General features: G+C 60.4%; 21 protein-coding genes and 1 tRNA gene. 11 read left to right on the top strand and 11 right to left on the bottom strand.

Annotated elements, in window-relative coordinates; translation table 11 throughout:
- Positions 1-34 precede the first annotated feature (34 nt).
- The 5 genes from O2S87_RS01820 to O2S87_RS01840 form a co-directional block, all read right to left on the bottom strand.
- A complete protein-coding gene (locus O2S87_RS01820) occupies positions 35-2260 on the bottom strand; it encodes a CDC48 family AAA ATPase (protein WP_475407094.1) in 2226 nt (741 codons plus the stop codon).
- A 507-nt stretch (positions 2261-2767) separates the two neighbouring features.
- Complete coding sequence (gene metG / locus O2S87_RS01825; RefSeq protein WP_475407095.1) at positions 2768-4882, bottom strand: methionine--tRNA ligase; 2115 nt, start codon at positions 4880-4882, stop codon at positions 2768-2770.
- Positions 4883-5291: 409 nt separating this feature from the next.
- Positions 5292-5714 carry a universal stress protein gene (locus tag O2S87_RS01830; protein WP_475407096.1) on the bottom strand — a complete coding sequence of 141 codons (423 nt, stop codon included), beginning with the start codon at positions 5712-5714 and terminating at the stop codon, positions 5292-5294.
- Positions 5715-5749: 35 nt separating this feature from the next.
- Positions 5750-6817, bottom strand: coding sequence for a tyrosine decarboxylase MfnA (gene mfnA / locus O2S87_RS01835; protein ID WP_475407097.1), 1068 nt, complete (start codon positions 6815-6817; stop codon positions 5750-5752).
- Between the two features lie 95 nt (positions 6818-6912).
- Positions 6913-7974 (bottom strand): anthranilate phosphoribosyltransferase, encoded by a 1062-nt coding sequence (locus O2S87_RS01840; RefSeq protein ID WP_475407098.1) that lies wholly within the window; start codon positions 7972-7974, stop codon positions 6913-6915.
- A gap of 99 nt (positions 7975-8073) precedes the next feature.
- Here O2S87_RS01840 and ahbB point away from each other — a divergent pair, with 99 nt between their 5' ends.
- The 4 genes from ahbB (at position 8074) to O2S87_RS01860 (ending at position 10580) form a co-directional block, all read left to right on the top strand.
- On the top strand, positions 8074-9132 hold the full coding sequence (gene ahbB / locus O2S87_RS01845) for a siroheme decarboxylase subunit beta (RefSeq protein ID WP_475407099.1): 1059 nt from the start codon (positions 8074-8076) through the stop codon (positions 9130-9132).
- A 49-nt stretch (positions 9133-9181) separates the two neighbouring features.
- The gene (locus tag O2S87_RS01850; protein ID WP_475407100.1) at positions 9182-9520 is read left to right on the top strand and encodes a ferredoxin; all 339 of its coding nucleotides are present in this window, start codon (positions 9182-9184) and stop codon (positions 9518-9520) included.
- A gap of 48 nt (positions 9521-9568) precedes the next feature.
- Positions 9569-9653 (top strand) — tRNA-Leu (locus O2S87_RS01855).
- Positions 9654-10091: 438 nt separating this feature from the next.
- A complete protein-coding gene (locus O2S87_RS01860; protein WP_475407101.1) occupies positions 10092-10580 on the top strand; it encodes a DUF5813 family protein in 489 nt (162 codons plus the stop codon).
- Positions 10581-10593: 13 nt separating this feature from the next.
- Here the strand turns inward: O2S87_RS01860 and O2S87_RS01865 are convergent, their stop codons facing one another.
- Both O2S87_RS01865 and O2S87_RS01870 read right to left on the bottom strand, forming a co-directional pair.
- Positions 10594-10827 (bottom strand): Lrp/AsnC family transcriptional regulator, encoded by a 234-nt coding sequence (locus O2S87_RS01865; protein ID WP_475407102.1) that lies wholly within the window; start codon positions 10825-10827, stop codon positions 10594-10596.
- A 3-nt stretch (positions 10828-10830) separates the two neighbouring features.
- Entirely contained in the window at positions 10831-11520 is a 690-nt protein-coding gene (locus tag O2S87_RS01870; RefSeq protein WP_475407103.1) for a potassium channel family protein, read from the bottom strand.
- Positions 11521-11613: 93 nt separating this feature from the next.
- Here O2S87_RS01870 and O2S87_RS01875 point away from each other — a divergent pair, with 93 nt between their 5' ends.
- The gene (locus O2S87_RS01875) at positions 11614-11847 is read left to right on the top strand and encodes an Lrp/AsnC family transcriptional regulator (protein ID WP_475407104.1); all 234 of its coding nucleotides are present in this window, start codon (positions 11614-11616) and stop codon (positions 11845-11847) included.
- 59 nt (positions 11848-11906) lie between these two features.
- Entirely contained in the window at positions 11907-12224 is a 318-nt protein-coding gene (locus tag O2S87_RS01880) for a DUF7991 family protein (protein ID WP_475407105.1), read from the top strand.
- A gap of 42 nt (positions 12225-12266) precedes the next feature.
- Here the strand turns inward: O2S87_RS01880 and tmk are convergent, their stop codons facing one another.
- Positions 12267-12842, bottom strand: a complete 576-nt coding sequence (gene tmk / locus O2S87_RS01885) for a dTMP kinase (protein WP_475407106.1) — start codon at positions 12840-12842, stop codon at positions 12267-12269.
- Between the two features lie 86 nt (positions 12843-12928).
- Here tmk and O2S87_RS01890 point away from each other — a divergent pair, with 86 nt between their 5' ends.
- From O2S87_RS01890 to cofG, 4 genes are all read left to right on the top strand, one after another.
- Positions 12929-13816 (top strand): complex I NDUFA9 subunit family protein, encoded by an 888-nt coding sequence (locus tag O2S87_RS01890; protein ID WP_475407107.1) that lies wholly within the window; start codon positions 12929-12931, stop codon positions 13814-13816.
- Positions 13817-14168: 352 nt separating this feature from the next.
- Positions 14169-15347, top strand: a complete 1179-nt coding sequence (locus O2S87_RS01895; RefSeq protein WP_475407108.1) for a tubulin/FtsZ family protein — start codon at positions 14169-14171, stop codon at positions 15345-15347.
- A gap of 42 nt (positions 15348-15389) precedes the next feature.
- Positions 15390-16022: a 2-phospho-L-lactate guanylyltransferase gene (gene cofC, locus O2S87_RS01900; RefSeq protein WP_475407109.1), complete on the top strand. Its 633-nt coding sequence runs from the start codon at positions 15390-15392 to the stop codon at positions 16020-16022.
- A gap of 69 nt (positions 16023-16091) precedes the next feature.
- Positions 16092-17270: a 7,8-didemethyl-8-hydroxy-5-deazariboflavin synthase subunit CofG gene (gene cofG, locus O2S87_RS01905; RefSeq protein ID WP_475407110.1), complete on the top strand. Its 1179-nt coding sequence runs from the start codon at positions 16092-16094 to the stop codon at positions 17268-17270.
- Between the two features lie 34 nt (positions 17271-17304).
- On the opposite strand, the gene cofH is transcribed toward cofG, so the two are convergent.
- A complete protein-coding gene (gene cofH / locus O2S87_RS01910; protein ID WP_475407111.1) occupies positions 17305-18699 on the bottom strand; it encodes a 7,8-didemethyl-8-hydroxy-5-deazariboflavin synthase subunit CofH in 1395 nt (464 codons plus the stop codon).
- Between the two features lie 94 nt (positions 18700-18793).
- Here cofH and O2S87_RS01915 point away from each other — a divergent pair, with 94 nt between their 5' ends.
- Complete coding sequence (locus tag O2S87_RS01915) at positions 18794-19822, top strand: phosphoribosylaminoimidazolesuccinocarboxamide synthase (protein WP_475407112.1); 1029 nt, start codon at positions 18794-18796, stop codon at positions 19820-19822.
- 44 nt (positions 19823-19866) lie between these two features.
- Here the strand turns inward: O2S87_RS01915 and O2S87_RS01920 are convergent, their stop codons facing one another.
- Positions 19867-20973: an agmatinase family protein gene (locus tag O2S87_RS01920; protein ID WP_475407113.1), complete on the bottom strand. Its 1107-nt coding sequence runs from the start codon at positions 20971-20973 to the stop codon at positions 19867-19869.
- A gap of 152 nt (positions 20974-21125) precedes the next feature.
- On the bottom strand, positions 21126-22175 hold the full coding sequence (locus O2S87_RS01925) for an AbrB/MazE/SpoVT family DNA-binding domain-containing protein (RefSeq protein WP_475407114.1): 1050 nt from the start codon (positions 22173-22175) through the stop codon (positions 21126-21128).
- Positions 22176-22247 lie beyond the last annotated feature (72 nt).

Here is a 22247-nt window from a genome sequence, read left to right on the forward strand (position 1 = left end):
TGGGTAACACGAGCGCGACGGCAAGACAGCGACGTTACTGGAAGCCGATCCGGCGGTCACGCCGTTCGCTGAACCCTTCGCGGCCGCCGCCGCGGAACTGGTCTTCGATCTCCTCGTAGTAGGTCATGAGATCGTCGGTGACGGTTGGACGGACCGACTCCATGGCCTTGCGGAAGTGCTGCATTTCGACTTCGGTCGCGTCGTCGTCGTCACGAAGCGCTTCAATGGCCGACTCGCGGGCGATCGATTCGAGATCCGAGCCGACGTAGCCATCCGTAATTTCGGCAATCTCTCTGAGACTGACGTCCGGAGCGAGCGGCGTCTCGGCGGTGTGAATTCGAAGAATCTGTTCTCTGCCTTCCTCGTCGGGCTGACCGATCATCACTAACCGGTCGAACCGACCCGACCGGATCAGGGCGGGATCGATCATATCCGGTCGGTTCGTTGCGCCGATCACCATCACGTTGCCCATCTCTTCGAGCCCGTCGAGCTCGGTTAACAGCTGATTGACCACGCGCTCTGAGACGTTGTTGCCCATTTCCTGGCCACGAGCGGGTGCGAGGCTGTCGAGCTCGTCGAAGAAGATGATCGTCGGGCTCACCTGGCGGGCTTTTCTGAACGTCTGGCGAATCGCTTTCTCCGACTCGCCGACCCATTTCGACAGCAGCTGTGGGCCACGAACCGAGATGAAGTTCGCGTTGGTCTCGCTGGCGACCGCTTTCGCCATCAGCGTTTTGCCCGTGCCGGGCGGGCCGTAGAGCAACACGCCTTTGGGCGCGTCGACGCCCATCCGGTCGAACTTCTCGGGCGTCGTCAGCGGCCACTCGACGCTTTCTTTGACCTGCTGTTTCGGCGATTCAAGTCCGCCGACGTCGTCCCACGTGATTTTGGGGAGTTCAACTAGGACTTCGCGCATCGCCGACGGCTCGACCTCCGCGAGTGCACCGCCGAAGTCGCTGCGCTTGACGATCATCCGGTCGATCAAGCTCGGCGGGATGTCCTCCTCGTCGAGGTCGATCTCGGGGAGGTAGCGCCGGAGTGCTTTCATCGCGGCCTCCTTGGTCAGACTCTCGATGTCAGCGCCGACGAAGCCGTGGGTCTCGTCGGCCAGATGATCGAGCGAGACGTCGTCCGACAGCGGCATGCCGCGGGTGTGGATCTGCAGTATTTCCTTGCGGCCCACTTCGTCGGGCACACCGATTTCGATTTCTCGGTCGAACCGACCGGGGCGCCGCAGCGCGGGATCGACGCTGTCGACGCGATTCGTCGCGGCGATCACGATGACTTGGCCACGCGCTTCGAGGCCGTCCATCATCGTCAGCAACTGGGCGACGACGCGGCGTTCGACTTCGCCGGTCACGTCCTCGCGCTTGGGCGCGATGGAGTCGAGTTCGTCGATGAAGATTATCGCGGGTGACTCCTCTTTGGCGTCCTCGAAGATCTCCCTGAGTTGTTGTTCGCTTTCCCCGTAGTATTTCGAGATGATCTCCGGCCCGGCAATCGAGAAGAAACTCGCAGAGGTCTCGTTGGCGACGGCCTTGGCCAGCAACGTCTTGCCGGTGCCCGGCGGACCGTGAAGCAACACGCCCTGCGGCGGCTCTATCCCCAGTTTCTTGAAGATCTGAGGGTGTTTCATCGGCAGTTCGACCATCTCGCGGACGCGTTGGATTTCGCTTTGGAGCCCGCCGATGTCCTCGTACGTGATTCCGCCGCCGGTCTTTTCGAACCCCGAGATCGGTTCCTCGCGGAGTTCGACCTCGGTATCTTCAGTAATGAGACAGACACCATCCGGCTCGGTTTCGACCGCGATGAGGGGGATCGCCTGGCCTGGCGAGCGCATGAACGGGTGGTTCGTGGAACTCATCACAGGGACGATGTCGCGTTCAACCACCGGGCGCTTGAGGATCTGGCGTTTGACCATGCCAGCGGCGTCGGAGCCGAACTGGACGCTGGCTTCCTCCGGTGGGGCCAAAACGAGCGTCTCGGCCTTTTCGGCCTCGGCTTTGCGAATCGTCACACGCTCGCCGATGCCGACGTCCGCGTTCTGACGGGTGAAGCCGTCGATGCGAACCGTATCGGTGTTCCAGTCCTGCCGGTCGGCGCGCCACACCTTGGCGGCGGTCGTTTCGCCACCTTCGATCTCGATGATGTCGCCCGGCGACAACTTGAGATGCAAGAGGGTGTCGGGGTCGAGACGAGCGATACCGCGTCCCGAATCGTTGGGGTAGGCTTTCGCCACTTCGAGTTGCACTTCGTTCATAATTTGTTCGGGGCGATTGTCCGTAGGTCGGGCCGGTCCGCGGTTAAGTGCTTTGCTCCCGGAGGTCTGCTACTGCCTCTCGAGACGGCGTCGACCGATGATCGTGTCATTATGTACCATACTAACCGGCGCATGGTACAAAGCAGTACCGGGACTCGGTCGATCCGAGTCGAAGAAGACGATACTCAGCAGTGACTACCAATACCGGGAGATCCACTGAGGGGTCGCTGAACGGAAGGGGAGGGCGGTGGATGATGTCAACGGGGAGTCGGTATGTAGTCACTACCGAGTACATTCATTGGCTGTTAAACTATCGTATAAAGGTGCGGGTTATCGGTAGACGAACAGTTCTGAACGAATCCTGGGGACAACCACTCGTTCGAGTGTTGGTCGACGTGATGACTGTCACTCAACGCAGAGACTCTCATTCGACACGGAAATTGTCACTCTTTGCGGATGTTGTGGCTCGATGTGGAGACTGACGAACTTCCTCCAGGCCTACCAGGGTTACTGAACGCGAGTTCCGGGCACCGAGTCGCCGTGGGTCGTTAGGATGTCGGCCTCGTCACCCGCCGCCAACAGCATCCCGTTGGATTCGACGCCGAACAGATCTGCTTTTTCGAGATTGGCGACAATGATCACGCGCGTCCCCGGCAGTTCGTCGAGATCGTGGAGTTGCTTGATGCCCGCGACGAGTTGGCGGACTTCGTGGCCGATGTCGACCTCGAGTTTGGCGAGTTTGTCCGCGCCCTCGACGGGCTCTGCGGAGACGATCTCGCCGACGCGGAGGTCTATATCTTGGAAGTCGTCGAAGCTGATTCGGTCGTCGACGATCGGTTCGAGATCGGCGGTCTGTTCCTCGCTGGCGTCGTCGGTGGATTCGTCGGTCATAGTGTCTTCAGAATCGTGTTGATCGTCATCTCCGTCATCTTCAGCAGTCGCCTCTGCAACGCGCTGATCGAGCTTCTCGTTGAGCTCCTCGACGCGTTCTGCTTCGATTTTTTCGAACAGCTCGTCGGGTTCGTCGAACTCTCCCTGTGGGGCTTCGTGGGCCGCGTCGACCGTCGTGTCGGCCACGTCGCCGTCTTCGCCCAACTGGTCCCAGAGTCGACCGCAGGTGTCGGGCGCAATCGGCTGGAAGATCACGGCGAGCGCTTTGGCAAGTTGGACGCAGTCGTAGATAACCTGCGCCGCGCGGTCTGGGTCCTCGTCTGTGAGCTTCCAGGGCTCGTTGCGCTGGATATACTCGTTGCCGAACTGGGCGAGTTTGATTCCCGCGTTACCCGCCTTCCGAATCGAGTAGTCGTTGATCGCGTCGGTGAACTTAGCGACGGCTTCGGCGATTCGGTCGTCGACCTCCTCGGAGACCTCAGCGTCGGGCGTCCCGTCGTAGTTTCGGGCCGCAAACAGCAGCGAGCGGTAGACGAAGTTACCGAGCGTGCCGACGAGTTCCGTGTTCACGCGGTCGCGGAACTTGTCCCACGAGAAGTCGACGTCCTGCTGGAACCCACCATTTGTGGCGAGATAGTAGCGCAGCAAGTCGGGATGAAAGCCTTCGTCGAGATACTCGTCGGCCCAGACTGCCCGGTCGCGGCTCGTGGAGAACCCTTTGCCACCCAGCGTGACGAATCCGGAGGCCATGATGGCGCGCGGCTCGTTGTAGTCCGCACCCTCCAACATCGCGGGCCAGAAGATCGAGTGGTGCTGGATGATATCGCGGCCGATGATGTGGACGATCTCTCCGTCGCCCTTCCACGGCTCCTCCCAGTCGTAGACCTCACTCCCCACGCGGTCGGTGTACTGCTTCGTCGACGAGACGTACTCGATTGGGGCGTCGACCCAGACGTAGAGCACGAGCTCAGTAGTTTCGGCATCGTCTCCGGGGTAGTCGATCCCCCAGTCCATATCGCGGGTGATACACCAGTCCTGCAGGCCGGATTCGATCCATTCACGTGGCTGATTCCGGGCGTTCGACGTGCCTTCGAGGCGGTCGAGAAAGCCCGAGAGGTACTCCTCGAACTCCGAGACCTCGAAGAACTTGTGGGTCCGCTCGCGGTACTCGGCCGGGTTACCGGTGATCGAGGAGACGGGGTCTTCGATCTCGCCCGGTTCGAGATGGCGCTGACAGCCCTCGTCACACTCGTCACCACGGGCTTTTTCACCGCAGTACTGACACGTCCCCTCGACGTATCGGTCCGGCAGGTGTTGGTCCTCGATGGGGTCGTAGGCCACCATGATCTCCTTTTCGTAGATGTGGCCTGCCTCGTCGAGCGCGCGGACGATCTCTGTGGTCAACTGGGTGTTGGTCTCGTCGTGGGTGTGGCCGTAGTTGTCAAAGTCGACGTCGAACCGCGGGAACGTCTTCTTGTACGTTTCGTGCCACTCGAGGGCGAACTCCTCGGGCGAGACGCCCTGTGTTTCGGCGTTGACGGCGACCGGGGTGCCGTGCATGTCCGACCCGGAGACGAAGGCGGTCTGTTGGCCGAGCGTTTTCAGCGCGCGCGAGTAGACATCGCCGCCGACGTACGTCCGCAGATGGCCGACGTGCAGGTCACCGTTAGCGTACGGGAGCCCGCAGGTCACCACCGCGGGGGTGTCGGTCGGGAACTCGTCGTGACTCATTACTCGTCTGTTGCCGAAGACGCCCTAAAAGCCGCTGATTCGCGGCCGTCGACTTTCCAACCGAATTTAAAAAGGATCCGCGTCGAGTTCGGCGTCGGTACCGGTCGAATCGGTCGGCGAGAGCGAGGAATCATCAGGAATTTCGACATTCTGGCGCTCGAAAACGTCGACGGCATGTCGCCCGACCGCTTCGGGAGACGGTCGCTAGATGGCGACGGTTATGTCTTGAAGCACGCGCTCGGCGAGTGCGCTGTTAGCCTGTTCGATCTCCCGGAGGGCGGTCTCGGGGTCCATGTGTGCGGTATCCACAGCCCCGTTGATAAGCGAGGTGGCCAGCGGTCACACTGTCGACTGGCCAATTGTGGAATGGATCGTTGATTGATCGATCCGCGAATAGATCGTTGACCGATCACCGGACGACGGTGACGGTCGTCGGAGCCTCTTCGACGACCTTCTCGGCGACGCTTCCCAGGAGGATCCGAGAGGCCCCCTTCCGGCCGTGACTTCCGATAATGATGTGATCGATGTCGTTGTCAGGGTCTTCGGCGAACTCGACGATCTCCCTGGCGGGTTTGCCGACGGTCGTTTCGACGCTGAACTCGATGTTGGACTCGCGGAGTTTGGTTCGCAACTCCTCGGAGAGTTCGGCTGGCCCCTCTTTGCGCTGGTCTTTGAGCCACTCTTGGAGCAGATCGATGCCCGCTTCGAGCGAGCCATCGGCGGCTTCGATCACACCCAGAAGGACGATCTCCTCGTCGCCCCAGTTGGTGATCGCGTGGTCGACTGCCTTCTGTGCCGGACGGGAGCCGTCGTACGGAACGAGGATCGTCATACCGTCTGTCTATGTCCACCGGATATAAAAGGCCGTCAGGATCGAATCCGATCGAAATCCGCGAGGAACGAGTCGAGCACTTCGCGCGTGACGTGGGGCATACAGACGATCCGGAGTTCGCCGCTGGCGGTCCGCGAGATCCGCCACCCCAACTCCCGAAGCGCCTCGAACGTCGACGGCGCGAGCGAGGCTGCCACCAGCGGCAATACGGGGTCGACGGTGTCGATCCCCCGCGCCCGAAACTCGGCGGCCAGATAGACGGCGTTGGCCTGCTGTTCGCGGTAGCTCGCGCGGTAGCCGTCGGGCCACAGCGCCTCCATCGCCGCCAGCGCGCCCGCCACGCCTGCACCGCTGCGAGTGCCGGTGAGCGTCGCCTGTGAGGTCGTCTCTAAATACGGCGTGTCGACCGCCAGCGCGTCGACGGTCTCGCGGTGGCGGGCCAGAAAGCCGCCCGCCGGAACGGGAGCTTGGCCGAACTTGTGCGGATCGATCGCCATCGAGTCGATAGGGGCGTCGGCAAACGACCACTCGTGGTTGGTGAAAGGCAGTATGAACCCTCCCCACGAGGCGTCGACGTGCATTCGTGCGCCCGCGTCGTGGGCGATTTCTGTGAGCGCGACAATCGGGTCGACGCGGCCGTACTCGGTGGTGCCAGCGACGCCGATCACCAGCGCGGTCTCGTCATCTACGGCCGCCGAAACCGCATCGAGGTCGGCGCGAAACGAGTCGTCGACCGGGACCGTCCGGAGTTCGACACCCAACAGTTCGGCGGCTTTGGTCAGACTGAAGTGGGCGCTTTCGGGGGCGACGACGTTCGGATCGTTTTTCGAGGCCAGGTTGCGGGCCGCCCGAACGGCCTGAATGTTGGCCTCGGTGCCGCCGCTCGGGAGGAATCCGTACGGCGTCTCGAGGCCAGCAATCTCGCCGAGCAGGTCGACGGCTTCGGTTTCGAGTTCGGCGATTGTCTGGTAGGTCGCTGGATCACCGGGGTTGGCCGAGAGAAATCGGACCGCCTCTCGGTGGGCGTCCGGATGGGGGACCGTACACATCGACGACAGAACACGGTCGAAATCCTGCGGCGACCGACGCCGAACACGTTGCATGGGTACCGTATACCAGCGAACGACGTTTAGCTTCTGTGGTCCGAACCGTCGTATTTGCTTATAAATAAGGAAGAATACTCGTACTGGATCGGTACTCAGAACGCCTGGAGCGCTTCGAGCACGGCCTCGGCACTCCCGTCGTCGATGGCTTGGCGGGCGGCCTCTAGCCCATCGTCGAGCGAGTCGACGTCCTCGCGGGCGTAGATCCGAAGTGCGGCGTTGAGTGCGATGGCGTCGGCGAACTGATCGTCGCGGTCGCCAGCCAGAACCTCGCGTGTGATCTGTGCCGAGTCGGCAGCGACATCGTCGACGTTGAGATCCTCGCCCTCGAAGTCCATGCCGTACTCGGCGGTCTCGATTCCGTAATCCGTAAACTCACCATCGGTCCATTCGGCCACCTTAGTAAATCCGGGCCTAATATCGTCGTACCCCTCCATTCCTTGGAACATAATCACACGATGCAGATCGTGGTGTTCGCTCTGCTCGAAGGTCTCGACCGTCTTCTTCGCGAAGGCCAGATGGTAGAACGAGCCGAGGTGAACGTCGGCGTTGGCAGGATTCGCCAGCGTCTCGATGGTGTTGACGAACGTCCGGACGCCCATCATATCACGGCGCTCGAATAGCTCGTCGATAACGGGGTTAAACGCTGGCTGATAGTAGAATCCGAAGCCGGTTTCGTCGACCATGTCGGCCGAATCCTGTGGTGTCAGCTCGGTTGCGATCCCCAGCTCGTCGAGCACGTGTTTATACGCATCCTGTTTCTGGGTCGGCACGCGGTCGCCCGAGTGAACGACGACGGGAGTTCCGGCTGCGGCAGCTACAACGCCCGCGCCGACGCCGAGGATTGCGCTCTTGCCCTTGCCGTCGTAGTTGGCTCCACAGTCGACGGGGTCGCAGTTAGGCGTTGCATAATCGACGTGTTCGCACATCAGATCGGTGTAGGCCGCCAGCTCCGTAGGCGTGTTTCGCTTCCAGCGGTTTGCGAGCCAGAAGGCACCTAGCGTGGTGTGGTCGGGTTCGCCCGCGATGATTCGCTCGAAGGCTTCTGTCGCCTGCTCGCGCGTTAGGTCGTCCGCGGATTTGTGGCCGGAGCCACAGACCTCGGTCATCAGTCGCTTCAGGGGCCACTCGCCGAATTGTTCGGTCGCCTGAGCCATACCTGCCGTTGGCGTGTGGAGTGCAAAAGCCTCCCGTTGTCTTCCCACAGCGTGAAACAGTCCGAAAGCGGTAGATACCCCGCGCGCCTACACTGATCAATGAGTCTTGAGGGTGAGTGGCGGGCGAACCTCGATGCCGTCGACGCAATGCTCATCGACGAGTACCAAAGCGGCTTTCCGGTTACATCCAACCCGTTCGTGGAGATGGCCGTTGACCTCTCGGCGTCGACGGGCGTCGATATCACCGCTGAGGCCGTTCTCGACCGCGTCGAACGGCTCTCGGATCGCGGAATCTTCCGCCGGTTCGGGCCTGTTCTCAACCCGCCCGTTATAGGGAGTTCGACCCTCGCGGCCGTTCGTGCACCGTCCGAGCGGTTCGACGAGGTCGCAGCTATCATCAATAGCCACCGCCAAGTTAACCACAACTATCGTCGCGACCACGAGTGGAATATGTGGTTCGTCGTCACCGCTGGTTCCCGCGAAACGCGGGATTCGATTCTCGAATCGATCGAATCCGAAACCGGCTGTGAGGTCCTTAACCTCCCGATGTTGACCGACTACTATATCGACCTCGAGTTCCCGGTCGTCAACGATGATCGGTTCGCCCGCGAGAGCCTCCAGTCGACCGCCGTCAGCGCGACCCGGATTTCCGAAGAGGCGACCGGCGACTTGAGCCCGCTTGAAGCCGATCTCCTGCTCGCGATCCAGGGTGGGTTCCCGCTGAGTCTCACCCCGTATCAGGATATCGCTGCGGCCATCGACGCCGACAGGTCGGATGTCGTCGAGGCTACGACTCGCCTCCTGGATGCCGGTTGTATCAAACGCATCGGCTGTGTGGTCAACCACGTCGTCACCGGCTTTGCGAACAACTGCATGGTGGTTTGGGACGTGCCCGATGCCCAACTCGACGAGTGGGGCGAACGCGTCGGGAGCCTCCCGTACGTGACGCTCTGTTATCACCGCCCGCGGCGGCCCGATCAAGACTGGCCCTACAACCTGTTCACAATGGTCCACGGCCGCGAGGCCGAGGCGGTCGACGCCAAGATCGACGAACTCGCCAGCGAGTATCTGCCGGTCGACCACGAGCGGCTCTACTCGACGGCGACGTTGAAACAAACCGGTGCGCACTACGAACAGTTGTTGGCTACCACGCAGTAGCCACTTCCTAACCGACACATGAAAGGTCGACTGGCACCGAACATCGAGTATGAGCGACAAGCGGCCGAAACCCAGCGAGTTCGGGACCACTGATGACGCCCCGCCAGTCGAAGAAAAGCCATACAAAATCATCTTCGAAGCCAACAAGTGCTTCGGCGCAGGCCGGTGTGCGGAGGCGTCGAACAACTGGGAGCTTGACCTCGAAACCGGCGTCGCCAAGCCACGGACGTACTTTCTCGACGAGTCGGAGCTCGACGAAAACGTTCGTGCCGCCGAACTGTGCCCAGCAAAAAAGGGGGACGGGATTATCCATATTATTGACCGCAAGCGGGATATCGAGATCGCGCCCGACCCCTATGGTGATGGATCGTTGAGCGTCGACTGGTAGTCGTCGACATCGAAACCCACTTTTGTTGGATAAGCGAAGGTCAACTGCGCGAGGGTGGCTGAGCCAGGCCAAAAGCGGCGGGCTTAAGACCCGCTTCCGAAGGGATCCCTGGGTTCGAATCCCAGCCCTCGCATCGCGTGTCCAAACGATAGTGAGACCGCATATCATTCTGGCTGGATTCGAATCAGTGAGCAGCAACTGACGCCAGTCTCCGAACAAAAACACCCTACCACCAACTCCGCATCGTCGTCTACAGGACTACCCTGTGCGCGACTCTACTGTACGAATCGATATCTGTGCAACTCGCTACAAGGCGTACTCTTTGAAAAAAGGCAACCCCGCCCACACGAAAGGAAAAAGTCTCGCGTAGGCAGGACGCCTTTCAATTGGTCCCCGCTGACGCTTCGGCCCTCCAAAGCGAAGCGTCATTTGTAAGAATAGGTCGTATTTACTTAATGATGTCGAGTCCGGGGAATGTTGTCGAGAACTATCCTACTCGTTGCGTGTGAGAGCCTTTTACACAATCCGATCAAGGGCGATGTTTTTCCGGACAGACGCCTTTCTCTGGTACATGAGTGAGCTTCCAGGACCTCTCCGACGTGCGTTCGCAAACCATTCGTCGTTCGACCAGCTCGACGAAACACGGTTCGAGTCGACGACGACCGCATTCGATGGCCACGTCGAAGCCGAGGTAGTTGACGACTCCGTACGGTTCTCCGTCGAGATGAGCGTTCCCCTGCTCAACGCCGTGACCGAAGAGGAGGTCGCGTCCGTCGTCGAAGACGGCTGGTACGAAACGTTCGAACTGCGTGTCCGTGATGTCGGCGGCGTGTTCCGAACGACACGCGACCTCGAACCGACGGTCGAACGCAACGCCGAGACAGTCGTTGTCGAGGCGACGTTCACCGATAGCAACGACCGCCGTGGGGTCGACGATGCGAGTGCGCTCATCGACTACGTTGAAGGAACCTTCGTCCAGGGGATTATTCCGGGCTATGAGTATACGGAGCCGGTTTCAGGGATTCTCAACCGGGCGCAGCAAGCCGCTGGCGGTAACTAACCCAATAAAAAAACTAGCCCATCGCGATGTAGGTTTGAGTGTTTTCGACGCCGTCGATCGTTTGGAGACCGCTGGCGACGATATCTTTGACCTGTCCCGGTGTCTCGACGGCGATTTTCGCAATAAAGTCGACATCGCCTGCAACGATACTCGCTTGCACGACTCCCTCGACCTCCCTGATGGCACTTTTAACACGGTCCGCCTCGCTCGTGTTCGATTTGACGAGAATGTAGGCAGTGACTCCCATCGACTACTCGCCTCCAGCAAGCGCTTTCGCCGCGGTTTCCTCGCCGACCAATAACTGTCTGACCTCTGAAAGTTCGGAGAACTCAGCGAGAACCGCTACCCTGTCGCCGACCTCCAGCGAATCGTCCGGCAGCGGAATCCCGAGCGACCCGTTGGCTTTCCCGAACGCCAGAATGCGCGAATCCGAAGGCAGTGCGACCTCGTTGAGCGTGTACCCCTTCATCGGTGACTGGTCGGTGATCGTAACGAGAATGATCTGGAGGCTCTGAGCGACGTCCGCGATCGCCTGAATCGACCCACCTAACAGGGCGTTTTTCGCCCCGATCGCACCCAACCGTTCGGGGTAGACGATCTCGTCGACCTCGTCGGCGTACTTCTGGTAGATCTCTTCGCGGTAGTCCTCGTCGATCCGTAGCACCGTTCGACAGCCGTGGTGGTTCGCGATCAGACACGCCGCGAAGTTGACGTTTAGATCGCCGGTCAGTGCTCCAACCGCGTCGGCGTCGTCGATGCCCGCCGCCTGTAAGACGTCCTCTCGAGAGCCATCGCCGTCGACGACTTCGAAGTCAAGTGCACGCGCGCGATCGGCTTTGATTGTGTCTCGTTCGACGTGTGTTACCTCGTGGCCCTCGTCACGGAGTACTCGGGCGGTACGCAAGCCCACACGACCGGCTCCAATGATAATGAAGCGCATGTGACGAGATAACACGTTCTGAGCGGATAACTGTATCCCCGTTGGGTGTCGAGCGGGGCGAATACTTTTGTCTCCGGTATGCGACTAACACCCATGGTTCATGCGTTCGTCATGGTCAAAACCGATGTCGCGGCCTCGGAAACGTTGATCGAGATGATACGGGATCTCTCGGCCGTATCCGAAGCACACATTGTCGCTGGAGAGTACGATCTCATCGTCGAACTCTCGGTTCCGAACGTCTACGACGTCCTCCAGACCACAGCCAGCGAGGTCCAGTCGCTCGATGGAGTCTTGGAGACGAAAACGTATATTTCGCTCGAAGACTGAGTTCTGTGTCTGTACAGCGAGTCGATACTCCAAAGAGTCACGGCCACGTAGTCGACTGTATGGTCTCGATTATCGGGCTCGTGCTGTTCGGTGGTGTGCTTGTCGGCCACACACTTCTCGCGGCCGTTCTCACGCGGTTTCTCCGACTCCGTCTCGAAACACAGTTCGGCTGGATACTGTACGCGCTGACGCTGATTCCGATCATCCTTTTCGTCTCGACGCTCGTGTTCAGCGGACTGTTACAGATCGGTCCGAACCTCGGCTCGCCGACGGTCGCCTTCAGCGTGATGATCGGCCTCCCGCTTGCGGTCGGGTTGACGCTCGACCTACTGTACGTCGCCCAACCTGACGACGTCGATCTTCCGAAAACACAGTAGTGACGTGTAGACCAGTTCGACGCTTCGGAGTGCAGACGCACCTCACTCGGATTCCAAGCGAGTTTTGATCCGGTCGTAGACGGTTTCGGGTGACTGAGTGGCGTCGACGCGGACGAACCGGTCGGGTTCGGCATCGATCAGTTGCTCGTAGTTTTCGCTGACGCGTTCCAGATAGGCTGCCTGTTCGAACTTGTTGGTTTTGCCGCTGCGTTCGGCGGCGGTTTCGGGGTCGACGTCGAGATAGAACGTCAGATCCGGCGTTCGCGTGAACGGCTCGTGGATCGACTGGATGTAGGCCATCGGCTCGTCGAGGTGCTTCGCGAGCGTTGCACCCTGATAGGCGTAGCGCGAATCGCTGAACCGATCCGAAATAACAAGCCTGTCTTCGGCGAGTGCGGGTCGAACGACCCGAGAAAGGTGATCCGCGTGATCAGCAGTATATAAAAACAGCTCCGCGAGTGGGTCGGCCGTCTCTTCGTCGATCGATCGGTAGACCGCCTCGCCGTACCACGAGTTCGTCGGCTCGCGTGTGCGGACCGCGTCGGGGTAGTCAGTGCCTAACGCGTTCCAGACGGTGGTTTTGCCGCTCCCGTCGAGTCCTTCGAGCGTCACGAGCATACAACAGACTCCCAGCGGTGCGGTATGAACCGTTCGCTCTCGGTCGCCGCGCTACCTTTAGGTCGATCCGGTGAGATGTTACTGGTATGCATGTGTTAGTAGCTGGCGGGAACGGGTTTATCGGAATGAATCTCGTCGACGAACTCGTCGACCGGGGACACGATGTGACGGTACTGGCACGGAACCCCGAGAGTGAAGGATTGCCCGACGGCGTTGAGACCGTGAGTGGTGATATCACCGCCTACGACTCGATCAAGTCTGCGCTCGACGGCCAGGACGTCGTCGTTAATCTCGTTGCACTCTCGCCGCTGTTTAAGCCGAAAGGTGGCAACGAGATGCACGACGAGATTCACCGTCACGGCACTGAAAACCTGGTTCGAGCCGCAGAAGAAAGCGGCGTCGACCGGTTCGTCCAGATGAGCGCGCTAGGTGCCGATCCCCAGGGAGCCACAGCCTACATTCGGGCCAAAGGACAGGCCGAAACCCACGTTCGGGAGTCGAAACTCGACTGGGTGATCCTCCGGCCGTCGGTTGTCTTCGGCGACGGCGGCGAGTTCGTCTCGTTTACCAAAAAACTCGCACCGCCGTACGTCGCACCACTTCCCGGTGGCGGTAAAACCAGATTCCAGCCGATCTGGGTCGGCGATCTCGTTGGGATGCTCGCCGACGCCGTCGAAGACGACGACCACGTCAACCAAACGTACGAACTCGGCGGTCCAGACGAGCTAACACTAGCGGACGTCGCCAAGCTCGCCCACGGTGCCGATGGACGGTCGGTGACCGTTGTTTCAGTACCAATGGGGCTCGCTGGCGTTGGGCTCTCGATTGCCGGGTCGATCCCCGGCTTCCCGATGGGTGCCGACCAGTACCGATCGCTCCAGTTCGACAACACCACCGCACAGAACGATATTACTCAGTTTGGCCATAGTGAAGCTGATCTCACCTCGCTCAGAGCGTATCTAAACGCTACGTGACCACGTAACAGGCCGAGATAATGTATGATTAGTTTTATTTCTCCTCACTCATATGACGTGTGATCTCATCTAGCAAGGGTCGATTACTCTGCGCGCGAGACAATTGTGACCTCAGTTGTCTGCCAGTCGACTGCCGTCTGTCTGCTGATCTGTCGGGGGATAAAAGTAATACACCGATTACCGTCTCTGAGTACCGACTAGTACGCTGTTGTGTTTTCGCACCGTCTCCCGTAGGACCTCGCCGCTGTCTGGTGATTAGCAACTAGCTGCTTAGCTACGAAAACTAACCTGATCAAAAGGTTTATATTCGCTATCCAACTGTAATCTTGGCAATGGCAAGGGGAGACAATATATGAAACTCGCAATGATCGGTTTCGGGCAGGCAGGGGGAAAGATCGTTGACAAGTTCCTCGAATACGATGAACAGACTGGATCTGACATCGTCCGAGCGGCTGTCGCGGTCAACTCTGCGAAGGCCGATCTCATGGGATTGAAAAACATCCCACAGGAAAGTCGCGTGCTCATCGGCCAATCCCGGGTCAAGGGCCACGGTGTCGGCGCAGACAACGAACTCGGCGCAGAGATCGCCGAAGAGGATATCGACGAGATTCAGGGCTCGATCGACTCCATTCCGGTCCACGAAGTCGACGCCTTCCTCGTGGTCGCTGGACTCGGCGGCGGCACCGGCTCCGGTGGCGCACCCGTGATCGCCAAACATCTCAAGCGGATCTACACCGAGCCCGTCTATGGGCTTGGTGTGCTTCCGGGCAGCGACGAGGGTGGTATTTATACGCTCAACGCGGCACGATCCTTCCAGACGTTCGTCCGTGAGGTCGACAACCTCTTGGTGTTCGACAACGACTCGTGGCGAAAAACCGGCGAATCGGTCCAGAGCGGCTACGACGAGATCAACAGCGAGATCGTTCGCCGCTTCGGGATTCTGTTCGGTGCCGGCGAGGTCAGAAAGGGCCAAGAGGTCGCCGAAAGCGTCGTCGACTCCTCGGAGATCATCAACACGCTCTCGGGTGGCGGTGTCTCGACAGTCGGTTTCGCCGAAGAGGAGGTCGAAGAGCCGTCGACCGGCGGGCTACTCTCGCGATTCCGGAGCAGCGATTCCGACGACCTTACCGACACAGCCCACACAACCAACCGTATCACGAGTATGGTTCGGAAGGCAGCGCTGGGTCGGCTGACCCTACCCTGTGAGATCAAGGGCTCCGAGCGCGCACTGCTCGTGATGGCTGGTCCCTCGAAGTACCTCAACAGAAAAGGTATTGAGCGTGGCCGAAAGTGGCTCGAAGAGCAAACCGGGAGCATGGAGGTCCGCGGTGGCGACTATCCCATCGACGGCACCGGCCGTGTCTCGGCTGTCGTCCTGCTTGCTGGGGTGACGAACGTCCCACGGATCAAGGAACTCCAGCAGGTGGCCATCGAGGCCCAGGAGAACATCGACGAGATCCGAAACGAAAGCGAGGAAAACCTCGAAGGACTCGTCACCGACGGCAGCGAAGAACTCGAATCGCTGTTCTAACCGGTCAGAGGGACTCTTAGGTACCTCGGCCGTTTCGTAGCCATGGATTGTTACGTTCCCTTTGCAGTAGACGCACCGAAAAGCCGGCTAGCTCCAGTTCTCTCGCCGGCCGAGCGACAGTCGTTCGCAACCGCGATGTTGTATGATGTTCTCGGCGTACTGAATGCCGCCGGATTCGAACCGACGATCATCTCGACGGAGACGATTGCTGACGACCGTGTGACAGACCGTGCTGCCGTGGTAGTCGACGACCGTGAGCTATCGGCGGCGGTCAACGCACGACTCGTCGAAGAATGCCCCACACTCATCGTGATGGCTGATCTCCAACTGGTTACGCCGACGGTGATTGAGCAACTCGTCGACTGTGAAGCCGACATCACCATCGCACCAGGCCTCGGTGGGGGAACCAACGCACTCGTCGTTCGAGAGCCCCGGTTCCGCGTCGACTACCACGGCTGCTCGTATCTCGACCACTGCCAGACGGCCGCCGAACTGGATGCGAGCCTCACGACTGTCGACTCGCGTCGACTCGCGACCGATATCGACGAACCGGACGATCTGGCAGAAGTACTGATTCACGGTGAGGGTGCGGCCCACGACTGGCTCGTCGAGGCTGGGTTCGAACTCGACACGAGCAGTGGTCGTGTCACGGTGTCGAGAATCAGATACCAGTAGCCACTGACTACTCAGTCGAAGCTCGCCGAGAGCCGAGCCGCTTTTGGAGATGAACCCCGAGCATCGAGTATGTTCCCTGGGGGCGACAAGTACGACATCGACATCTCGGTCGACGAGACGGCCGTCGACGCCCTGCTCTCTGTCACGCCGCGTGCTGTCTCGGCTCCCGAAGCGCTCACGTTCTCGCGGAACGTCTTTTTACCGCTGACGACTGCCTGCCGCTATACGTGTGGCTACTGCACGTACTACGACGTTCCCGGCGAGGCGACGCTCATGTCGCCCGAATCGATCCGAAGCCTCGTCCAAACCGGTGTCGACGCTGGCTGTACAGAGGCCCTCTTCACGTTCGGCGACAAACCCGACGACCGCTACACCGAAATCCACAGCCAGCTCAACTCATGGGGCTACGACACGATTATCGACTACCTGTATGCCGCCTGTGAGATCGCACTCGACGAAGGGCTACTTCCCCACTCGAATCCCGGCGATCTCACCCAATCGGAGTTCCGTCGACTCCGTGAGGTCAACAGCTCGATGGGCGTCATGCTGGAGACGACCGCCGACGTGGCTGCCCACGCTGGCTCGCGGCGCAAAACCCCCGGCCAGCGACTGAATACGATCCGGGCGGCGGGCCGCGAGAGCGTCCCATTCACCACCGGCCTCCTCGTGGGTATCGGCGAAACGTGGCGAGATCGCGCCGAGAGCCTGCTGGCGATCGCCGACCTCCACGAACGGTACGGCCACATCCAGGAGGTCATTATCCAGAACGTCGTCCCAAACGAACGCTCGCCGTTCGACCAACCATCGGTCGAGACCATGCGTCGCGTCGTGGCAATGGCACGAGTTGCACTCCCAGATGAGATCTCCGTCCAGGTGCCGCCGAACCTCTCGCCGACGCGTGAACTGATCGACTGCGGGGTCGACGATCTCGGTGGCGTTTCGCCGATCACCGACGACTACATAAACCCTGATTACGCGTGGCCCGCACTCGATGAACTCCGGTCGATCGCGGACGGTGCCGGGCTGCCGCTGTACGAACGACTCCCCGTCTACAGTCGATACCTTCCTGACTCGGTTCGGCGTGCGATGGTCGACCCGGCACGTCGACTCACAGAAAACGCCGACAGTGACGGGAACGAGAGCTGGCTGTCGACGCGGCTTATAAAAGAACTCACCCACTCGTCGGCTACTGGCCAGCGATACCGAGCGGTTGCAGGCCGGGACAAGCCACTCACCGGCCACCAGTGAAACCGGTTCAAAAGTAGGCGTCGGCTACGCCGGGTTAGTCATCGGCTGACAGCTGTTTCCCGGTTGAGTCGTTGGTCGACAGCATCGGCGTGCCGTCGGCTCGCGGGCCAAGCCGTGGGCCGTAGGGGCCGCCGTCGATCTCGATCGGTCGTTTGGTTCGGTAATCCGTCGACCGTTCGACTGGACGACGGCCAATCGCACTGATCATGTCGACGTACTCCGTGACGCTCCGGAACTCGCCGTAGCTGCCCCCGGCGCGCTTCGTTATCTCCTCTGAGAGAATGGTTCCCATGAAGTCGTTCGCCCCGCAGTTGAGCAGTTTCAGGCCTTTGGCGTTGCCGTACTTGACCCACGAGCTCTGGATGTTGTCGATGTTGTCGAGAAACAGCCGCGAGACGGCGATCATCAGCTCGTCTTCGGCATCGGTGGCTCCGCCGTTGACGACGCCGTGTTCGTACAGCGGCGTGTTCTCGTGAACGAACGAAAGCGGGACGAACTCCGTAATTCCGCCCGTGCGGTCCTGGAGAGCACGGACGCGCTTGAGGTGGATCGCCCGATGCATCTCGGTTTCGACGTGGCCATACATGATCGTCGCCGTTGTTCCGAGCCCGGCGGCCATCGCACCCTCCATTGCGTCAAGCCAGTCGTCGGTGGTGATCTTGCCGGGGCAGATCACCTCGCGGACCTCGTCGACGAGGATTTCGGCCGCGGTACCAGGGGCTGTATCGAGCCCCGCCTCGCGGAGTCGGCTGTAGACCTCTTCGTAGGACCACTCGGTCCCACGGCGGGCGTGGTAGGCTTCTTCGGGTGTTATCGAGTGGACGTGGACACCGTCGACCGACATCGCCCGAATCTGGTCGGTGTAGCTGCCCGGATCGATGGCGTATCGCGTGGGCGGTTTGTAGTTGACCTCGCTGGCGGGAGTGTCGTGCCCTGCGAGGATTTCGTGGTGTTCGTCGTCGAGAGCGAACGCCGGATGGAGTCCCGAAACCGAACAGACCTCCGATATTCCGAGATCGAGCGCATCGTCGACGATCCGTTTCGACTCGGCCGGTGTTTTGGTGAAGCCAGCGTGGTCGGCCTCACTGTCGGCTTCGAAGGCGTGAGCAGAGTTCTTGAAATTGCAGAACAGACAACCCACGTTACAAGCGGTGGTGACGTTGTTGTTCAGGTTGGCAACGAACGTCACGTCCTCGCCAACCTGCTCGGCCCGGCGGCGGTCGGCGAGTTCGAGGACCTGTTCTTTCCGCAGGGGATCGATCCCCTTGTGGTCGGTGCCGGTCGTAAGCAGTTCGACCGCATCGTCGACGGTCAACCGGTTCCCGTCGCGGGCGTTGGCGAGCGCGTTCTCGAACGAGAGATCAGTCTCAGCGGTGTGTTCGAACTCAAGGTCCGCTGGCGTGAGCCCAGCGGCCGACCGGCGCGTCATTACCACTGGGTTCTCGGTCCCAAGTAAAAAGGAGTCGGTCGCCTCGGGCTACGGAACTGAAAGATTCATACGGGCGGCAGTCGCCGATACGATCATGACGAGCGTAAAGGAGTTCCGCGTCGACCGCACGCCGACGGAAACAGGCCTCGGTGCCGGTCGGTTCGTGTTTACTGATGCCTACTCCGTTTTCGACTGGGGCCAGATGCCCGACGCCATCCCACGAAAGGGCGCAAGCCTCTGTACGATGGGGGCGTTCAATTTCGAGCTGTTGAAAGACCACGGCGTTCCAACGCATTACCGCGGTGTTGTGGATGAGACGGGTGAGATCGTCGACCTCGCGGGGTGTTCCGAGCCACCGACCGAGATGGCAATCGAGCTCACCCAGGTGCCGGATCTCCCGTACGACAGCGAGACCGGCTACGACTACGACACCTACCACGAGGCTGCGGGCGAGAACTTCCTTATTCCCCTCGAAGTCGTCTTCCGCAACACCGTTCCGGTCGGCTCGAGCCTCCGCACGCGTGGCGAGCCTGCCGACTACGGACTCGACATGGGCGAGTGGCCCGACGAGGCCGTCGACCTCCCCGAGCCAGTCGTTGAGTTTTCGACCAAGTACGAAGAACAGGACCGATACCTTTCGGCCGAGGAGGCCGACCGAATCGCCGGTATCGCCTCGATCTCGGAGCTCGAATCGCTCGCTCGTTCGGTCAACGAGATCATCACCGACCACGGCGAGTCGGTCGGTTTCAGTCACGAAGACGGCAAAATCGAGTGTCTGTACTACAACGGCACCGTCGCCGTCGCGGATGTCGTCGGCACCTTCGACGAAAACCGGTTTTCGGTCGACGGCCACCAGCTCTCGAAGGAAGTGATCCGCCAGTACTACAAGCGCGAACAGCCAGCGTGGGTCGACGCTGTCGCCGAGGCAAAAGTGAGCGTCGAGAAGGCTGACGGGGCCGATTGGCGGCCACTGTGTGAGATCGAACCGAACTCGCTTCCGTCCGGCGTCGTTGCAGCTGTCTCGGAGATGTACGCTGCTGGGACCAACGCCTACACACGAGAGGAGTGGTTCGACGCCCCGACGATCACCGAGGCAGTAGCAACGATCGCCGAACTGAAGTAAAAACCGTTTCCGTCTGCAGGAGTTGCTGTCTTTTCGACGACGCCTCAGTCGTCGGCTGCCTGCGGTGCTTCCGTGGGACCGAGCGGCTCTTTCGGTTTAATCGGTGACCCCTCGGATAGGCCTTTCTTGGCGAGTGCCATACTTCCCATCACTTCGATGATGAGCCGGTTGGCGAGGCCGCTGGTGACGCCGCCGTTGTACGAACTGCTGTCGCTGGTGTCGTACGCTGGCGAGACCTCGACCACGTCGAAGCCGAAGTGCTCGGGATCGAGCGCTTTGACCGTCTCACGAACCATGTAGATCGCCTCACGGGGGATCAGTCCACCCGGTTCGGGCTCGCCGGTGCCGGGCGCGTAGGCTGGCTCCATCACGTCGACGTCGAAGGAGATCCAGACCGCGTCGGTGCCGTCGGTCGCTCGCTGGACCGCGTCGGTGACGATGTCGTCGAGATCCATGTTGCCGACCTCCATCGAGGTGTACCATTTCATATCCGCTTCCCGCATCTCCTCGTAGGTTTCCGGACCGGGCCAGAAGCCACGCGGACCGATCAAAGTGTAGTTCTCGCCGTCCATGATCCCCTCGTCGTACACACGCTTGACCCACGCGCCGTGGTCGTACTTGAAGCCGGTTAGTCCTTCGTCGCCCGTGTCGGCGTGGCAATCGAAGTGGATGAGACCGATGTCCTCGTAGCCGTTGGCCTCCGCCCACCCCTTAATATCAGGGTAGGAGATCGAGTGGTCGCCGCCGATGATGATCGGCGTCGCCTGCTCGCTGATCTCGTAGACCGCGTCCTCGATGTTCAGCTGGCTCTGGCGGGTGTCGCCCGGCGAGACCGCCGCATCACCGGTGTCGGCGACGCTGAACGTGTCGAAGGGGTCGACGCCAGTCTCGATGTTGAAATGCTCGTACGGTGGCGAGGGTACCGTCGAGGCTGCCCGAACCGCACGCGGACCGTACCGGGTGCCGGGGCGGATCGTCGTCGCTGTATCCAGTGGCGCACCGATAATACCGATGTCGACGTCCTCGTCGTCGAGGTCGCTGCGATCGACCTGCGGGAGTTTGAGGAAGGTCGGAATGCCGCTGAAGATGGGTTCGTTCGATTCTTTGTACTGATCGCCGTAAATGTCTTCGCCTGATCGTTCGTCTGTCATGGGTTTGGGTTTCGTGCAATATCGAGCCAGTTGTGCTCGTTTTTGCCTACTAATTCGGTGATTCAGTGGATACTAAAGCGTTTCTTGGTAGAAGATGCAGTTCATTGGGTGAATGAGTGCACACTCGTACAGTTAGAGTGCCCTTATATTCTTTAAGGACCGTTCTCCGTAACGACGTCTGGGCTCTCACAGAAGGTGAGGTGTGTTGCGACATCGAGGGTGTCCTCGGTGTGTCGGGCGCTCCGCTCGAAAAGGAGATGACAGCGATGCAGCGGCAACAGCGGCTCAGGTCGGGTGGTTTCGAGCTGGTCGATCGCAGCTGTCGACGTCTCGTGAAACTCGACAAGTCGCTGGCGGGCGGTCGTCACACGACTGTACTCGGGGTCGACGACCGTCTCTCTGACTGCCTCAGCGGCCGTATCGAGCGCGGTATGGACCGACTCGATTCCGTGGGCCACCTCACCGTCCAGCGGTTCGGGTATCTCTTCGGCGGCGATCGTTGCGATCTCGTTGGCGATGTCGGCCATCAGTGCGATGTCTTGGGCCGCCGAGCGGTACCCGATGAGTGGGAACCCCGAGCCGACGCCCACCGATTGGTTGAGCTGCGGGTTGCGATAGGTCGTGAACACGAGCCGCAAAAAGAGCGAAAACAGTTTTTCGAGCTGTGGGCTCCGGTTTTGGGCCCGCCGGGCCGCCTCGGGATCGGCAGCCAGCAGGGCTTCGACCGCGCTTGATCTTATCGTCGACTCGGTCCGCCCAAGGCGGCCGAACAGCGTCGGTAGCTCGAAGTCGTCGGGATCGACCGAACACCTGATGGTGATATGCGTGGTCGACTCCTCGACGATGCCGAGGCCCATCAGTCGCCGCTCGGCATCGAGGACGGCGTCGTACTGCGCCGACGTGAGTGCGGTGTCGGTTTCGATCTGGATGAATCCGCGACCGAGCACGTACTGGGTGACCACTGCCTTCGAGAGCGCGTCCGCACTCATCGAGTCGGCCGAAATCGTCGTTTCGGTCTCCATCAAGGCTGGCTCTTTCGGGGTCACGAGCAGCGAGTTACCGTTTTCGTCCCGTTGGACGATGAACTCGTCGCCCTTCGTCAGCCCGTGGTGGCGCGCCCAGTCGGCGGGAACGGTCACCGCGAGCGTCGACGAACCCAACTGTTGGGCCTTCCGACGGATCTGTCGATCATTACTCCTCATCTCACCGACCCCAGAATCTGTCTGTGTTGAACCATCTGGTTGTAAAATCTATTGTCATTGCACTGTATAAAC

It is taken from the genome of Halohasta sp. A2, from assembly GCF_056175805.1.

Excerpts from the sequence above, each read along its gene's own strand:
- O2S87_RS01820 (WP_475407094.1), bottom strand. The coding sequence starts at position 2,260 with ATGAACGAAGTGCAACTCGAAGTGGCGAAAGCCTACCCCAACGATTCG.
- mfnA (WP_475407097.1), bottom strand. The coding sequence starts at position 6,817 with ATGCAACGTGTTCGGCGTCGGTCGCCGCAGGATTTCGACCGTGTTCTG.
- O2S87_RS01890 (WP_475407107.1), top strand. The coding sequence starts at position 12,929 with ATGCATGTGTTAGTAGCTGGCGGGAACGGGTTTATCGGAATGAATCTC.
- O2S87_RS01875 (WP_475407104.1), top strand. The coding sequence starts at position 11,614 with ATGGTTCATGCGTTCGTCATGGTCAAAACCGATGTCGCGGCCTCGGAA.
- metG (WP_475407095.1), bottom strand. The coding sequence starts at position 4,882 with ATGAGTCACGACGAGTTCCCGACCGACACCCCCGCGGTGGTGACCTGC.
- cofC (WP_475407109.1), top strand. The coding sequence starts at position 15,390 with ATGGATTGTTACGTTCCCTTTGCAGTAGACGCACCGAAAAGCCGGCTA.
- O2S87_RS01925 (WP_475407114.1), bottom strand. The coding sequence starts at position 22,175 with ATGAGGAGTAATGATCGACAGATCCGTCGGAAGGCCCAACAGTTGGGT.
- O2S87_RS01850 (WP_475407100.1), top strand. The coding sequence starts at position 9,182 with ATGAGCGACAAGCGGCCGAAACCCAGCGAGTTCGGGACCACTGATGAC.
- O2S87_RS01830 (WP_475407096.1), bottom strand. The coding sequence starts at position 5,714 with ATGACGATCCTCGTTCCGTACGACGGCTCCCGTCCGGCACAGAAGGCA.
- ahbB (WP_475407099.1), top strand. The coding sequence starts at position 8,074 with ATGAGTCTTGAGGGTGAGTGGCGGGCGAACCTCGATGCCGTCGACGCA.
- O2S87_RS01865 (WP_475407102.1), bottom strand. The coding sequence starts at position 10,827 with ATGGGAGTCACTGCCTACATTCTCGTCAAATCGAACACGAGCGAGGCG.
- cofG (WP_475407110.1), top strand. The coding sequence starts at position 16,092 with ATGTTCCCTGGGGGCGACAAGTACGACATCGACATCTCGGTCGACGAG.
- O2S87_RS01915 (WP_475407112.1), top strand. The coding sequence starts at position 18,794 with ATGACGAGCGTAAAGGAGTTCCGCGTCGACCGCACGCCGACGGAAACA.
- O2S87_RS01880 (WP_475407105.1), top strand. The coding sequence starts at position 11,907 with ATGGTCTCGATTATCGGGCTCGTGCTGTTCGGTGGTGTGCTTGTCGGC.
- O2S87_RS01870 (WP_475407103.1), bottom strand. The coding sequence starts at position 11,520 with ATGCGCTTCATTATCATTGGAGCCGGTCGTGTGGGCTTGCGTACCGCC.
- O2S87_RS01840 (WP_475407098.1), bottom strand. The coding sequence starts at position 7,974 with ATGGCTCAGGCGACCGAACAATTCGGCGAGTGGCCCCTGAAGCGACTG.
- O2S87_RS01860 (WP_475407101.1), top strand. The coding sequence starts at position 10,092 with ATGAGTGAGCTTCCAGGACCTCTCCGACGTGCGTTCGCAAACCATTCG.
- tmk (WP_475407106.1), bottom strand. The coding sequence starts at position 12,842 with ATGCTCGTGACGCTCGAAGGACTCGACGGGAGCGGCAAAACCACCGTC.
- cofH (WP_475407111.1), bottom strand. The coding sequence starts at position 18,699 with ATGACGCGCCGGTCGGCCGCTGGGCTCACGCCAGCGGACCTTGAGTTC.
- O2S87_RS01920 (WP_475407113.1), bottom strand. The coding sequence starts at position 20,973 with ATGACAGACGAACGATCAGGCGAAGACATTTACGGCGATCAGTACAAA.
- O2S87_RS01895 (WP_475407108.1), top strand. The coding sequence starts at position 14,169 with ATGAAACTCGCAATGATCGGTTTCGGGCAGGCAGGGGGAAAGATCGTT.